The sequence below is a fragment of the Xanthomonas sp. WHRI 10204 genome (assembly GCF_040202875.1).
Taxonomy (GTDB): Bacteria; Pseudomonadota; Gammaproteobacteria; order Xanthomonadales; family Xanthomonadaceae; genus Xanthomonas.
In genome coordinates this window covers 1,071,330-1,084,744 of sequence record NZ_JBEGDW010000002.1, presented here as the reverse complement: position 1 = coordinate 1,084,744, position 13,415 = coordinate 1,071,330, and the positions used below count along the sequence as shown (strand labels likewise).

Annotated in this window: 14 protein-coding genes; 5 read left to right on the top strand and 9 right to left on the bottom strand. The window is 66.5% G+C overall.

Annotation, left to right across the window (positions count from 1 at the left end):
* Positions 1 to 122: 122 nt before the first annotated feature.
* Complete coding sequence (locus tag ABQZ00_RS15585) at positions 123 to 1,820, top strand: S8 family peptidase (protein ID WP_323538830.1); 1,698 nt, start codon at positions 123 to 125, stop codon at positions 1,818 to 1,820.
* 176 nt (positions 1,821 to 1,996) lie between these two features.
* Here ABQZ00_RS15585 and ybaK read toward each other — a convergent pair whose 3' ends face one another.
* The 4 genes from ybaK to wrbA form a co-directional block, all read right to left on the bottom strand.
* Entirely contained in the window at positions 1,997 to 2,470 is a 474-nt protein-coding gene (gene ybaK, locus ABQZ00_RS15580; protein ID WP_323515151.1) for a Cys-tRNA(Pro) deacylase, read from the bottom strand.
* Between the two features lie 4 nt (positions 2,471 to 2,474).
* Positions 2,475 to 2,960: an asparaginase domain-containing protein gene (locus tag ABQZ00_RS15575; RefSeq protein ID WP_055851295.1), complete on the bottom strand. Its 486-nt coding sequence runs from the start codon at positions 2,958 to 2,960 to the stop codon at positions 2,475 to 2,477.
* Positions 2,961 to 3,048: 88 nt separating this feature from the next.
* On the bottom strand, positions 3,049 to 3,393 hold the full coding sequence (locus tag ABQZ00_RS15570) for a DUF2069 domain-containing protein (protein ID WP_323538831.1): 345 nt from the start codon (positions 3,391 to 3,393) through the stop codon (positions 3,049 to 3,051).
* Entirely contained in the window at positions 3,390 to 3,986 is a 597-nt protein-coding gene (gene wrbA, locus ABQZ00_RS15565; RefSeq protein ID WP_323538832.1) for an NAD(P)H:quinone oxidoreductase, read from the bottom strand. Before wrbA ends, ABQZ00_RS15570 begins: the two co-directional genes overlap by 4 nt.
* 110 nt (positions 3,987 to 4,096) lie before the next feature.
* Here wrbA and ABQZ00_RS15560 point away from each other — a divergent pair, with 110 nt between their 5' ends.
* The 4 genes from ABQZ00_RS15560 (at position 4,097) to ABQZ00_RS15545 (ending at position 7,559) form a co-directional block, all read left to right on the top strand.
* The gene (locus ABQZ00_RS15560) at positions 4,097 to 5,374 is read left to right on the top strand and encodes a YihY family inner membrane protein (RefSeq protein ID WP_115527186.1); all 1,278 of its coding nucleotides are present in this window, start codon (positions 4,097 to 4,099) and stop codon (positions 5,372 to 5,374) included.
* A complete protein-coding gene (locus ABQZ00_RS15555) occupies positions 5,371 to 5,979 on the top strand; it encodes a TlpA family protein disulfide reductase (RefSeq protein WP_323538833.1) in 609 nt (202 codons plus the stop codon). Before ABQZ00_RS15560 ends, ABQZ00_RS15555 begins: the two co-directional genes overlap by 4 nt.
* On the top strand, positions 5,979 to 6,245 hold the full coding sequence (locus ABQZ00_RS15550) for an acylphosphatase (RefSeq protein ID WP_323538834.1): 267 nt from the start codon (positions 5,979 to 5,981) through the stop codon (positions 6,243 to 6,245). The genes ABQZ00_RS15555 and ABQZ00_RS15550 overlap by 1 nt, the downstream gene beginning before the upstream one ends.
* 84 nt (positions 6,246 to 6,329) lie before the next feature.
* Positions 6,330 to 7,559, top strand: coding sequence for a hypothetical protein (locus tag ABQZ00_RS15545; protein WP_323538835.1), 1,230 nt, complete (start codon positions 6,330 to 6,332; stop codon positions 7,557 to 7,559).
* Here ABQZ00_RS15545 and ppk2 read toward each other — a convergent pair.
* The 5 genes from ppk2 to hemA form a co-directional block, all read right to left on the bottom strand.
* The gene (ppk2, locus tag ABQZ00_RS15540; RefSeq protein WP_055851321.1) at positions 7,541 to 8,323 is read right to left on the bottom strand and encodes a polyphosphate kinase 2; all 783 of its coding nucleotides are present in this window, start codon (positions 8,321 to 8,323) and stop codon (positions 7,541 to 7,543) included. The two genes, ABQZ00_RS15545 and ppk2, sit on opposite strands and share 19 nt — an antisense overlap.
* A 31-nt stretch (positions 8,324 to 8,354) precedes the next feature.
* Positions 8,355 to 8,873 (bottom strand): molybdenum cofactor biosynthesis protein B, encoded by a 519-nt coding sequence (moaB, locus tag ABQZ00_RS15535; RefSeq protein WP_115561393.1) that lies wholly within the window; start codon positions 8,871 to 8,873, stop codon positions 8,355 to 8,357.
* 430 nt (positions 8,874 to 9,303) lie between these two features.
* Positions 9,304 to 11,010 carry an O-linked N-acetylglucosamine transferase, SPINDLY family protein gene (locus tag ABQZ00_RS15530; RefSeq protein WP_323538836.1) on the bottom strand — a complete coding sequence of 569 codons (1,707 nt, stop codon included), beginning with the start codon at positions 11,008 to 11,010 and terminating at the stop codon, positions 9,304 to 9,306.
* A complete protein-coding gene (prfA, locus tag ABQZ00_RS15525; protein WP_055851331.1) occupies positions 11,007 to 12,092 on the bottom strand; it encodes a peptide chain release factor 1 in 1,086 nt (361 codons plus the stop codon). The genes ABQZ00_RS15530 and prfA overlap by 4 nt, the downstream gene beginning before the upstream one ends.
* Positions 12,070 to 13,368 carry a glutamyl-tRNA reductase gene (hemA, locus tag ABQZ00_RS15520; RefSeq protein ID WP_323538837.1) on the bottom strand — a complete coding sequence of 433 codons (1,299 nt, stop codon included), beginning with the start codon at positions 13,366 to 13,368 and terminating at the stop codon, positions 12,070 to 12,072. The genes prfA and hemA overlap by 23 nt, the downstream gene beginning before the upstream one ends.
* Positions 13,369 to 13,415 lie beyond the last annotated feature (47 nt).

Below are 13,415 nucleotides of genomic sequence, written 5' to 3'. Positions count from 1 at the left end.
CCGATAGCCACCGCACGTGAGGCATGGCCGTGTGCAACCGCCCCACGATCAGGCAGTGCGCGTCGTAGAGGGCGTCAGCGCGTTGTCTTCCGAATTTTCAGCTCCTTGGGGAGGGTTGATCCATGTCGCATGTCTCGGTTGGTGTGCTGCGCCACGCTGCGTTTGTCTGTGCGTTGTCCTGCACGTTTTATGCCACTGCCGGCGAAGTCAGCCTGCAAGGGCTGGCGTCCAGTTCCACCCATCAACGTTTCATCGTCAGCTACAAGGACCGTGTCGGCAGCAGCCGTGCGACCGGCCTGTCTGCGCCGTGGCGCGAGATCGCCAGCGCCGTGCCTGCACAGCGCGGGCGCGCGCTGGGGTTGTCCGCCACGCGCCGGCTCAGCACCGGCCCGATGCTGTTGGTGGCCGATCGCAAACTGGATCGCGTGGATGCGGAAAGCCTGATGCGGCGCCTTGCCGCCGACCCGGCCGTCAAACGTGTGGAAGTGGACGTATTGATGCGTCCCTTGCTGGTGCCCAACGATCCCGGCGTGCCCCAGCAGTGGGCGATGGGCACCAGCACCGCCGGTCTCAACATCCGGCCGGCATGGGACCGCACCACCGGCAAGGGCATCGTGGTGGCGGTGATCGATACCGGCATCACCAAGCATCCGGATCTGGACGCCAATGTGCTGCCCGGCTACGACTTCATCGTCGACCCGGCGACGGCGCGCGACGGCAATGCGCGCGACGCCACTGCCGCCGACCAGGGCGACTGGACGGCGGCAAACGAATGCGGGCCCGGTGCGTCCGCCTCCAGCTCCAGCTGGCATGGCACGCATGTGGCCGGCATCGTGGCGGCGGTCGGCAACAATGCCGGCGGCGTGGTCGGCACGGCGTTCAATGCCAAGTTGCTGCCGCTGCGCGTATTGGGCCGCTGCGGCGGGTACATGTCCGATATCGCCGATGCGATCGTCTGGGCATCGGGCGGCAAGGTCACCGGTGTGCCGGCCAATCCGAATCCGGCCACGGTGATCAATCTGTCGCTGGGTGGTGCGGGGAGTTGTTCGACAACGCTGAGCACGGCCATCGCCGGTGCGGTGACGCGTGGTAGCTCGGTGGTGGTGGCGGCAGGCAACAGCAATATGGATGTGGCCACCAGCGTGCCGGCCAATTGCCCGAACGTGATCGCAGTGGCGGCCACCACCTCGGCGGGTGCCAAGGCCAGCTTCTCCAACTTCGGCAAAGGCGTGGATATTGCAGCGCCGGGGCAGGCCATCGTCTCCACGCTCAACAGCGGCACCACGGTGCCGGGGAATGCGGCTTACGCGTCTTACAGCGGCACCTCGATGGCTGCACCGCATGTGGCTGGTGTGGTGGCGCTGATGCAGTCGGTGGCGCTGAATCCGCTCACGCCGGCCATGGTGAAAGCCCTGCTCAAAAGTAGCGCCCGGCCGTTGCCGGTTGCCTGCACGCAGGGGTGCGGTGCGGGGCTGGTCAATGCCGATGGCGCGGTGGCGGCGGTGATCGCGTCGACCACCTTGGCAAGGAATGTGGCACGTACCGGTTTGAGTGCAGCGCAGTCGGATGTGCTGTATTACCAGATCAACGTGCCGGCCGGTACGCGCTCGCTCAAGGTGGCGCTCAACGGGGGCAGCGGCAATGCGGATCTGTCGCTACGCGCAGCTGCACTGCCCACCGACACCGCCTACTCCTGCCGCAGCCTGCTGCCGGGCAATGCCGACAGCTGCACACTGAACGCACCGGCGGCCGGCACGTATTACGTGCGGTTGAAGGCGACGCTGGCGTTTTCAGGGGTCAGCGTCACGGCGACGTACTGAGCATCGCGGGAGCACGGCTCCCGATGCGGGCTTAAGACCGCCGACACACCGGCTGCGCTTACCACCAGGTGGGCGCGGCCGATGCTGGGTGCGGTCTGTACCACGCCTACGTTCCGGTGCTGAGCATGCCGTCCATGCGGACCTGACGGGTGCGCGCTACGGTTTGGTGGCCGCTGTTACTCGCACAGCACGCAAGCCCGTGCAGTGAGGGCCTGCAGCAGCTGCGCGCCGGGCAATTCCAGCAACAAGCCACGCTGGCCGGCATTGATCCACAGTGCTGGTGCGTCCAGCGCGGTGGCTTCGATCAGCACCGGCGCCTGCCGCTGCTGACCGAGCGGGCTGATACCGCCCACTTTGTAGCCGGTGCGGCGTTCGGCATCGGCCACGTCCATCATGCGTGCGGACTTTCCGCCGCACGCGCTGGCCAGTTGTTTCAGCGACAGGCGCCGGTTGCAGGGAATGACCGCGCACACGGCCAGGTCGTCGACCCAGGCCATCAATGTTTTCAGTACCGTCTGCGGTGCCAGCCCAAGCGCGGTTGCCGCCTGCAGGCCTTTGGCGTCTGCGTCGGGTTGATAGTCGTAAGGGTGCAGCACGTAGGCCACGCCGGCAGCGTCCAACGCCTTGGTCGCGCGAGTGGCCTTGCTCATGACCTCAGAGCGATTCGAAACGGTTGGCAGCGACGTTCTTGCGCACCTGTTCCGGATTCCAGATCCGCCCGTTCATGGCGATATACACGCCGGCCGGCAGCGACTGCACCGCACCGACCGCGCAACCGATATTGAACTCCGCATCCGAGCCGCGGAAACGCGCCGGGTTGAGCGCACCGGTCATCACGATGGTCTTGTCGGCGATCGACTGCAGCACCTTGCCGGTTGCCACCATCGAATCGGTGCCATGGGTAATCAACACGTGGCGAGTCGGTTGGGCGGCAATGGTGGCGCGGATCAGCTCGCGATCAGCCTCGGTGATGTGCAACGAATCCTTGCGGATGATCGGAATGACCGAGAAGCGGAAGGTCACGCCCAGCTCCTTGAGGATCTGGCCAATCTGCGGGTCTCCGATCTGGTAGTCGGATTTGTCGTCGAAGTAGATCTTGTCGATCGTGCCACCGGTGGTGACGATCAGGAGGTCTTCCATTGCTGCGGATCCTTCAAGCGTGCGCGGTGCAGGCCGCGCGAGGGCAGTCATGATACGGCGCGGCGGCGCGCCCTGCAGGGCGCAGCCGTTAGCGCGGGATGCGTTTTTTGCCGAAGCGCGCGGCAACGCCGGGCCCGCTGACCAACCCGATGACCAATAGCGCCAGCAGCAGTTCCAGCCACGCCAGCCCACGGACGTGGGGCTGGCTCCAGGCCGCCATCACGCCGTGACTGAACCAGCCCAGCGCAAAGGTGCCGGCCCAGAAGCGGGCACGGGCACTGCGCACAGCCAGCAGGCCGGTCAGTGCCGGCGGCAGCGCGAAGACCAGCAAGGCGGCGGTGCGACGCGGGTCGTCGTGAAACCAGATCACGTACACCACAGTCAGCGCCAGCAGCGCAAACGTCAGCAGCCAATGCACGGCGCGCAGGCTCACGGCGCGGCGAGCCGGCGTGCGATGTCGGCCACGCGGCGGCCGAGCGCGCGCGCCAGGAGGGTTTCGTCCTCGCTGGGTTGCGGGTCGCCACCGGCGCCGGACACATGGCTGGCGCCGTACGGGGTGCCACCACTGGTGGTGTGGCTGAGCGCGGCCTCGGTAAACGGGATGCCGACGATCAGGCAACCGTGGTGCAGCAGCGGCAGGTGCATCGATAGCAGGGTGGATTCCTGGCCGCCATGCATCGAGGCGGTGGAGGTGAACACGCCTGCCGGCTTGCCGGCCAGGGTGCCGGTGGCCCATTCGGCGCCCAGGCTGTCTAGGAAGTGTTTCATCGGTGCGGCCATGTTGCCGAAGCGGGTCGGGCTGCCCAGCAGCAGGCCGCTGCATTCGGCCAGATCGGCGCGGTCCACATACGGCGCGCCTTCGTCCGGTACCGGTGGGGCGCTGGTCTGGGTGACCGCAGCCACCGGTGGCACCGTGCGCAGCCGCGCGCTCATGCCCGGCACCTCGCCGATGCCGCGCGCGATCTGCCGCGCCAGCCGCGCCACCGAGCCGCCACGGCTGTAGTACAGCACCAGAATCTCCGCCATCGTGCCTCTGCCGCATGTTGAGTTGCCGCAGTATCGGCCATGCCGCCGCCTGCCTGCACGCCGCAGGTGCGACAAGGCCGCGATGACGGCGCATCGGGTACCCTTGCGCGATGTCGCGTGTGAACAAACTCCACCAATGGAAAGAGCGTCTGCGCGATCGCGCGCGGACGGTGAGTTTCGGGCGCTTTCTGTGGCGCCGCTTTCTGGACGACCGCCTGTTCCAGGCCGCGGCCTCGTTGGCCTACACCACGGTGTTTGCGCTGGTGCCGCTGGCAATCGTGGTGTTCGGCGTGTTGTCGGCGTTTCCTGCATTCAACGAATGGAAGGACGCGCTCACCGACTTCATCTTCAACAACTTCGTGCCCGGCGCTGCGCGCTCGGTGCAGAACTATCTCAACCGTTCGCTGGAAGATCTGGGCAAGTTCACCGTCGCCGGTATGGTGGCGCTGGTGGCCTCGTTGTTGATCACCCTGCACAGCATCGAACAGACCTTCAACAGCATCTGGCGGGTGGCTGCCGCGCGGCCCAAGGTGACGCGGTTTTTGATTTACTGGACCGTGCTGACCCTGGGTACGATGCTCGCCGCCGCCTCGATGGCGATGGCGGCCTATGTGTTCGCGCTGCCGCTGTTCCGCACCACCGAAGGCCAGTGGCTGGCCGAATTCGCCTGGCGGCTGGCGCCGATGGCGGTGGAGTTCGTCTGCATCGTACTGATCTACCGCGTGGTGCCGCAGCATGTGGTGCGCCTGCGTCACGCGCTGCCTGGCGCGCTGCTGGCGGTGATCCTGATGGAAATCGTCAAATGGGGCTTTGGCTTCTATCTGGGCAATTTCCAGACCTATCAGCGCATCTACGGCGCGCTGTCGGCGCTGCCGATCCTGCTGCTGTGGATTTATCTCAGCTGGGTGTCGGTGTTGCTGGGCGCGTCGCTGGCATCGTCGATGTCCGCATTTCGCTATCAGCCCGAAGCCATGCGCCTGCCGCCGGGCTTTGAAATTTATGGCCTGCTGCGTCTGCTCGGCCGTTTCCGGCAGGCACGCATCCACGGCAACGGCCTGGACGAAGACCGCATTCTTGCGCTGGAGCCGATGCTCACCGACACGCTGATGCAGGAACTGCTGTGCGAGCTCAAACGCATCCGCCTGCTACGGCGCGACGAGCGCGGCCAATGGCTGCTGGCGCGCGATCTGGACGTGGTGCCATTGGCCGAACTCTACGAAAACTGTCAGCTACGCGTGCCGATCGAAGACCGCCCGCTACCGTGTCGCGACGATGCCTACGGCCAGGCCGCCGCCGCCGCGCTGGAACAATTGCGTCAACCGTTGCGCGGCGTGCTGGCGCAACCGGTCGGCGACCTCTACACCCACCTCCCCGGAGATCCTCCATGACGATGCGTCTTGTGCGCGGCGCATGCGCGCTGCTGTTGCCGCTGTTGATCCTGACCGCCTGCAAGCCCACCGGCGAGGGCACGCCCGCTGCGACCGATTCGGCGGCAGCGCCTGCCACGGCCACCCAGGCACCCGAAAAACCCGCCGCTGACCCGGCAAGCGCGGCCAACACCTCGGTGGTGCAGCAGACCGCCGAGATGCCGAAGCTGTCGCTGCCCACAGTGTCGGGAGAGACCTACGACCTGGCCGCGCATCGCGGCAAGTGGGTGGTGGTCAACTTCTGGGCCACCTGGTGCGCGCCTTGCCTGAAGGAAATGCCGGAGCTGTCGGCACTGCACACCATGCGCGACAGCGTCGAAGTGGTGGGCCTGGCCTACGAAGACATCACCGCCGCCGACATGCAGGCGTTTTTGAAGGACCACCCGGTGTCCTACCCGGTGGCGATCCTGGACCCGTATCAGCCGCCGCAGGACTTCGCCACGCCACGCGGCCTGCCGATGACCTATTTGATCGGCCCGGACGGCAAGGTCGCCAAGCAGTTCCTCGGCCCGGTCACCGCCCGCGACATCGAAGCGGCGGTCGGCATCACCGGCAAGGCGGGGTGATGCAGGCGGCGCGTTTTGTGGTCAGCGGGACAGTGCAGGGCGTGTGGTACCGCGCCTCCACCCGCGAGCGCGCGCTGGCGCTGGGTGTGTACGGGCACGCCCGCAACCAGCCGGACGGCAGCGTGGAGGTGGTCGCCGTCGGCAGCCAGGCCGCACTGGATGCGTTGGAAACCTGGCTGTGGCAAGGCCCGCCAGCGGCGCAGGTGACATCGGTGACACGCACGGCGTGTGCGGTTCAGTCGACTGAAGAATTTGTAACTGGCTGAGTGCGTGCCGCCACGGCGGGGCAACAGAGTTGCGTTGCTTCGCCGATAACCTTCTCAACGCGATCAGGCGTTCAGGGGAATGTAATGGCCGCTCCATCTCAAGATCACAACGACGGGCACGCTCCGGCGGCACATCGCCGCAATCACCAGCTGACGCAGTTCGGGCCGTGGCTCTATCTCGGTGCGCTGCTGGGCAGTGGCTGGTTGCTGTTCGTGCAGCCGTCCACCCGCGTCCTGCAGCCCGAACAGGCGGCCACCAGCTGGCTGCTGGCGTGGACGTTTGGCGGCATCGTGATCGGTGCGGTGGCGTGGAGCCTGCGTCTGGCGCGTCGCGGTCTGGCGCAGCCGGCGGCGACCTACCCGATGTCCGCACGCCTTCCAGAATCGTGGACCGATGCCTACGCGGCGTTGCTGCGCCCGACGGCTCCGGCCGCGCCTGCCACCCCCCGCCTCGACCCGACCGACACCCAGCGTGGCGCCGCCTGGCACCGCTTTGGCGCCGGCATGCTCAGCGCCGAAACCTTCGACCCCAACGATGCCACCCGCGCGCCGTGGGATGGAATGGATGCACAGGCCTGCATCGCACGTCTGGACGAGGGACGCACCGCCTGGCAGAACGCCTCGGTCAACCGCGCGCTGCAGCAGGATCGCCGCTACTGGCTCGACGTGGTGCTGTCGCTGCTCGATCACGGTGTGATGCGCCCGCTGCAGGACGGTTATCTGCCGGACACCGCCGCGCTGCGCACCGAGCGTTTCCTGCTGGGCGCCGATGCGGGCCCGGTGGTCCTGGCCGATGTACCGGCCCTGTTCTCGCGCCGTCTGGCGCTGGCGATCGAAGCGATGCCGACCGCACAACGCGACGCGGCCGGCGTGCAGTGGCGGCTGCTGCAGCAACTGCATGCATTGGTGGCCGAAGGCCGCATGCTGGACGAGCGCTCGCAGGTGATCCAGGTGCTGGCATGGAACCCGGACGTGGACCTGGACCAGGTCGAAGTGGCCTACATCCTGGCCGCCGAATACCGCGAAGGCATGCGCGACTGGTTGCGTCGCGCTGCGCTGGTCCGTTTGCCCGACAGCGCCTTACGCCTGGACGAAGTGCTGTTGTCGTCCTGCAGCCCGCTCGGCGCACAAGCCGACGATGTGGACTACATGGAAGCGATGCGCCCGCTGCACCGCGGTTTCATGCAGTTGTTCAGTCAGCGCCTGAGCCAGCTGGTGCTGCAGGCCGAGCAGGCCGAACGTCAGGCCGGCCTGCATCCGCTGCCGCGCGCCACCACGGCCAGCGACGAAGTTTCTCAGGACTGGCCGGCGTAATCGTCGATCGGTTCCAGCACGCCGTAGCGCTCCTTGTGCGGCTTGCCGTGCAGGGGCGGCAGCGCTAGCGGCTCGTCGGGCACCGCGGTGTCCGGCAGCCGATCCAGCAGATCGCGGATCAGGCTCAGCCGGCCACGTTTCTGGTCGTTGAAGTCCACCAGCGTCCACGGCGCATCCGGGATATGGGTCACTTCGAGCATGCGCTCGCGGGCGGCGGTGTAATCGTCGTATTTGGTGCGCGATTGCAGATCCACCGGCGACAGCTTCCAGCCCTTGAGCGGGTCTTCGTGACGCTCGGCAAAGCGTTCTTCCTGCTCGGCCTGGTCCACGCACAACCAGTACTTGAACAGCAGAATGCCGTCATCGACCAGCATCTGTTCAAAGCGCGGCGCCTGCTCCAGAAACGCCTCGTATTGCGCGTCGGTGCAATAGCCCATCACCCGTTCCACGCCGGCGCGGTTGTACCAACTGCGGTCCATCAGGACCAACTCGCCGCCGGCCGGCAGATGCGTCACATAGCGCTGGAAATACCACTGCGTGCTTTCGCGGTCGTTGGGCTTGGGCAGTGCCACCACCCGGCACTGGCGCGGGTTGAGATGGCTGGCGATGGTCTGGATCACGCCGCCCTTGCCGGCGGTGTCGCGGCCTTCCACCAGCACCAGGGCGCGTTGATTGGTGTGGCGCAACCAGCGCGCCATGCCGACCAGCTCCAACTGCAGCGGTGCCAGCAACTTTTTATAGGCCTTGCGTTTCAGGTGCGACATGCGGGTTCCGTTCAACGATCGAACGCGCAGGCTATTCGCCCAGCCGTGGACGCAATGTCGCCAGATTGCATGGCTTGGTGCGCGCATCCAGCTGCGCACGCACGATCTTTTCCCACGCCGTGCGGCACGCCGAGGTGGAGCCGGGCAGGCAGAACACGAAGCTGTGATTGGCCAGCCCCGCAAACGCGCGCGATTGCAGCGAAGACGTGCCGATTTCTTCCACGCTGATGGCGCGGAACATCTCGCCGAAGCCCGGCATGATCTTGTCCAGCAGCGGTGTGATCGCCTCAGGCGTGCTGTCGCGGCCCGTAAAGCCAGTGCCGCCGGTGACCAGGATGCCGTCCACCTGCGCATCGGCAATCCACGCCGACACGACCGCACGCATGCGGTAACGATCGTCCGGACACAGCGCACGGTCGTGCAGCACGTGGCCTTCCTGGGTGAGGGCGTCGGCCAGGTAATCGCCGGAGCGGTCGTCAGCCAGCGTGCGGCTGTCGGACACTGTCAGCACGCACAAGCGCAGGGGAATGAAGTCGGGAGTAGAAGGCATGCCGCAGCGTAACCAGCTGCAGCGGCCGGGTACAGCGCCGTGGTGTGAATTCGAGGATTAGAGTTCGAGCGTTGCATGTCGATTAGTGTTGAAAGTCGATCAGTGCTGGAAATTTCTAGCGTCAGCCATCATGTGCGCCGGAGCTTTCGGCGCGCAGGCACAAAATCCTTTCTTCTCAGGTGCCAGCGCAGTGACCAAAGCCCCTCTCCTGCGGGAGAGGGGTTGGGGTGAGGGTACGGGCGAAGCCTGCATGGCAGCACTTGCTACATGGGGTGAGCACAAGGCAGCAGTGATCAGTAGAGCCCCCGAGCATTGACGATCGGTCACAGCCTGAGCATTGCAGGCTTGCTCGCACCCTCATCCGGCGCTGCGCGCCACCTTCTCCCGACGGGAGAAGGCAGCAGGTCCACCGGCAGTGTTTGGCCGACATCTAAACCCCGAACCAACCACGCTCCCGCGCCATCGTCTGCAGCAGGGCCGCAAGATCGTCCGCAAACCCATCCATATCGAAAACGCCACTGCGCTGCCGTTGCTCAGCCAGCCGCGCACGCAGATCGGCCAACGCATCCGCATCGCTTGCCAATGCCACCGCCTTGGCCACAAACGCCGCGTCGTCGGCCACGTTCATCTCTTCCAGCCCCAGATGCTGATTGAGGCTGCCCGCGACCCGCGCGGCAAACGTCTCGCCGGGCGTGGTCAGCACCGGACAGCCCGCCCACAACGCATCGGAGGCGGTGGTGTGCGCGTTATAAGGATGCGTATCCAGAAACAGATCCGCGTGCCGGTAACGTGCCAGATACTGCGGGTGTGGCAACTTCGGCATGAAGACCAGGCGCTGCGCATCCACGCCCTGCGCCTGTGCTGCCGCTCGCAACCGCGCATCGGCCTGGCCCGGCCCCGACAACAGCCACAGCACGCTGCCGGGCACCGCATGCAGTACCGCCAGCATGCGCGCCATGCTGCGCGGATTGAGTTTGTAGCTATTGTTGAAACAGCAAAACACCGTGCCCTGCGCGGGTAACCCACACGCGGTGCGTGACGGCGGTTCGCCAGGCGTGCGCGTGGTGTCCGACGGCTGAAACGCGCGGTTCAAGCGCAGCACCTGCTCGCTGTAAAACGGCCCCAACGACGGTGGCAATGCAAACGCGTCGCCCAGTACGTAATCCATCCAGGGCGCACCGGAGGTACCCGGGTATGCCAGCCAATTGATCTGCACCGGCGCCGGCCGCAGCGCGAACACTTCCGGGCGTCCGCCACCGCCCCAGCCGCGCAGATCGAACAACACGTCGATGCCCTGCGCACGGATGTGCTGCGCGGTGGCCAGATGCCCAAGCGCGGTGACATCGTGCAGGGTCGTGGCCTGCGTCAAGCGCGCGCGAATTGCGCTGCCGTCGTCCTGGCTGGTCGCAAACAGGTGCAGCTGCAGCTCGGGTTGGCGCCGCTGCAATGCCTCGAACAATGCCACCGTCAACACACCGGTGGGATGTGCGCCGAAGCCATTGGACACGAAGCCCACGCGCAACCCGCCGCGGCTGCGTAGCGCAACTGGTGGCAGTGGCTGCAGACTTGAGGCGATCGCCTGCGCACGCGTGCGCGCACAGGCCAGTTGCTCGGCCGCAGTGGCGTCTTCGCTCAGGAACGCGAACGGCTCCACCGCCGCTGCGCCCTGTGCCACGGCGTTACGGACCTGTGCGGCCAAGGCATCCAGGCCGCGCCAATCGCATAAACGACGTCGCCAGTTGAGCAGCTGCGCGGCGATGTACGGCTCGTCAGGCAGCAGGTGATACGCGCGTGTATAGGCCGCTGCCGCTTGTTCCGGCTGATCGGCGTCTTCCAAGGCATGGCCCAGCCACAGCGCAATGCCCGGATGCTGCGGCACCACGTCCGATGCCTGCTGCAGCAGACGCGACGCCTCGGCATGCCGCTGTTGCGCCCAACGCACGCGCCCAAGTCGCGCAATCGCTTCCGGGTGGCCGGGATGCAGGGCCAACGCGCGTTGCACGGCCAACTCGCCAGCAGCGATGCCGCCCATGCCGAGTTCGGCATCGGCGAGCATCAACCACGCAACGAAATCGCCGGGCTGCCGCTGCACCGCCTCGCGCAGCTGCAGTAGCTCGCGCGGGACGTTGGCACTCACGGGCTGTCGCTCAACCGCGCCAGTTCGTCGGCCTGATGCTCGTGCAGCAACCGTGCGACCAACGCATCCAGATCGCCTTCGATGATGTTGGGCAGGTCGTACAGGGTCAGCCCCTCCACGCGGTGGTCGGTGATGCGGCCCTGCGGAAAGCTGTAGGTACGGATGCGCTGGCTGCGGTCGCCGCTGCCCACCTGCAACTTGCGCGTGTGCGCTTCGGCGGCCGCGGCCTTGCTGCGTTCGGCTTCCACCAATTGCGCCTTCAGCCGCTTCATCGCTTTGTCGCGATTGGCGTGCTGGCTGCGCTCGGTCTGGCATTCCACCACCACGCCGCTGGGCACGTGGGTGATGCGGATGGCCGATTCGGTCTTGTTGACGTGCTGGCCGCCGGCGCCGGACGAGCGGAAGGTATCCACCTTCAAATCCGCCGGGTTGATCACGATCTCTTCCACGTCGTCGGCTTCGGGAATGATCGCCACCGTCGCCGCGGATGTGTGGATGCGGCCCTGCGACTCGGTCGCCGGCACGCGCTGCACGCGATGGGTGCCGGATTCGAACTTCAGCCGCGAATACGCGCCGCGCCCGACCACGCGCGCGACCACTTCTTTGTAGCCGCCGTGTTCGCCGGGGCTGTCGGATTCGATTTCGACCTTCCAGCCCTGGCGCTCGGCATAACGTGCGTACATGCGGAACAGGTCGCCAGCAAAGATCGCCGCCTCGTCGCCGCCGGTACCGGCGCGCACTTCCAGGAACAGATTGCCGTCGTCGCGCGGATCGCGCGGGACCAACAGCAATGCCAGCTGCGCATCCAGTTCGTCCAGGCGCGCTTGTGCCGCAGCGATTTCCTCTTCGGCCAACTCGCGCATTTCCGGATCGTTGCGCATGGCTTCGGCCGCGCTCAGGTCGGCCTTGGCGCGCGCCTCGTCTTCCAGCGCTACGGCCACCGGCTCCAGTTGCGACAGTTCGCGCGACAGGCTGCGGAACTTGTCGTTGTTGTTGACCACGTCCGGGTCGGACAACAGGTGCTGCAGTTCTTCGCGGCGCTCGGCCAGCGCTTCGAGCTTACGGCGCAGGGTCGGCGTCATCAGTCCTCACGATCGGGGTAGCTACAGGGGGATGTGGGTAACCGGGCTTTTCCGGGAATAGCCGGTCGGCCGCGCTGGTCAATTCCAGGTCGTTGTTGAGCGCGGCATCGCGCAGCGCGGCGGTCGGCGGGTGCAACAGGCGGTTGGTCAGCGCATGCGCCAGTTGCTCCAGCACTTCGTCGGCCGGCTTGCCGTTGCTCAACTGTTGACGCGCCTTGGCCAGCAATTCGTCGCGGGTGCTGTCGCCGAACGCGCGCAGCCGCTTGAGCGGTGCCTGGCGCGCGTTGGCCTGCACGGTCTCGACATAGCGCGCCACCTGCAGGTCGATGATCGCCTCGGCCTGGTCTGCGGCTTCGCGGCGGCTGCGGCGGTTGTCTTCGACCGCGCGTTCCAGATCGTCCACGGTGTACAGGTAGGCATCGCTCAGCGTCGCCACCGAGGCTTCGATATCGCGCGGCACCGCCAGGTCGAACAACAGCATCGGCTTGCGTTTGCGCGCGCGCAGCGCCTGTTCCACCTGCACCCGCGTGATGACCGGCTCGCGCGCGGCGGTGGCCGAAAACACCACATCGGCCTCGGCCAGATGGCGTTCCAGATCCGTCAGCGGCAAGGCATAGCCGCCGTGCTGGCTGGCCAGTGTCTGCGCATGCGCAAGGGTGCGATTGGCGATCAACAGGCGCCGCACGCGGCCTTCGCTCAGGTGCTTGGCGGCCAGCTCGATGGTTTCGCCGGCGCCGACCAGCAACACGGTCGATTCGTTGAGCCGGGCAAAGGACTCCTGTGCCAGGCGCACGGCGGTGGAGGCCACCGACACCGGATTGGCGCCGACACGGGTATCGGTCCGCGCGCGCTTGGCTACCGAAAAGGTCTGCTGGAACAACCGATCCAACCCGCTGCCCAGTGCGCCATGCGCACGCGCCACCGCCCAGGCATCCTTCACCTGGCCCAGGATCTGCGGCTCGCCCAGCACCATCGAATCCAGCCCGGTAGCGACCCGGAACAAGTGGCGCACCGCGTCAGCATCCTGATGCTGGTACAGATAGCTACTCAGTCCCGGCGCATGCGCGTCCAGCCAGCCGGCCAGCGCCTGCACGTCGTCCGCCATCGCATACAGCTCGGTGCGGTTGCAGGTGGACAGCAGCGCGGCCTCACGCACCTGCGGCAAGGCCCGCAACGATTCGAGCGCACGCGGCAGCGCCTCACCTGCGAACGCCGCGCGTTCGCGCAGGTCCACAGGTGCGGTCTGGTGATTCAGTCCGAGCACCCACAACGTCATTGTTCAGTTGCTTGCGATAAGCTGGCGGCCATTCAGGGCCCCATTTT

Excerpts from the sequence above, each read along its gene's own strand:
- prfA (WP_055851331.1), bottom strand. The coding sequence starts at position 12,092 with ATGACGCCGACCCTGCGCCGTAAGCTCGAAGCGCTGGCCGAGCGCCGC.
- wrbA (WP_323538832.1), bottom strand. The coding sequence starts at position 3,986 with ATGGCGGAGATTCTGGTGCTGTACTACAGCCGTGGCGGCTCGGTGGCG.
- ABQZ00_RS15550 (WP_323538834.1), top strand. The coding sequence starts at position 5,979 with ATGCAGGCGGCGCGTTTTGTGGTCAGCGGGACAGTGCAGGGCGTGTGG.
- ABQZ00_RS15575 (WP_055851295.1), bottom strand. The coding sequence starts at position 2,960 with ATGGAAGACCTCCTGATCGTCACCACCGGTGGCACGATCGACAAGATC.
- moaB (WP_115561393.1), bottom strand. The coding sequence starts at position 8,873 with ATGCCTTCTACTCCCGACTTCATTCCCCTGCGCTTGTGCGTGCTGACA.
- ABQZ00_RS15585 (WP_323538830.1), top strand. The coding sequence starts at position 123 with ATGTCGCATGTCTCGGTTGGTGTGCTGCGCCACGCTGCGTTTGTCTGT.
- ABQZ00_RS15555 (WP_323538833.1), top strand. The coding sequence starts at position 5,371 with ATGACGATGCGTCTTGTGCGCGGCGCATGCGCGCTGCTGTTGCCGCTG.
- ABQZ00_RS15545 (WP_323538835.1), top strand. The coding sequence starts at position 6,330 with ATGGCCGCTCCATCTCAAGATCACAACGACGGGCACGCTCCGGCGGCA.
- ABQZ00_RS15560 (WP_115527186.1), top strand. The coding sequence starts at position 4,097 with ATGTCGCGTGTGAACAAACTCCACCAATGGAAAGAGCGTCTGCGCGAT.
- ppk2 (WP_055851321.1), bottom strand. The coding sequence starts at position 8,323 with ATGTCGCACCTGAAACGCAAGGCCTATAAAAAGTTGCTGGCACCGCTG.
- hemA (WP_323538837.1), bottom strand. The coding sequence starts at position 13,368 with ATGACGTTGTGGGTGCTCGGACTGAATCACCAGACCGCACCTGTGGAC.
- ybaK (WP_323515151.1), bottom strand. The coding sequence starts at position 2,470 with ATGAGCAAGGCCACTCGCGCGACCAAGGCGTTGGACGCTGCCGGCGTG.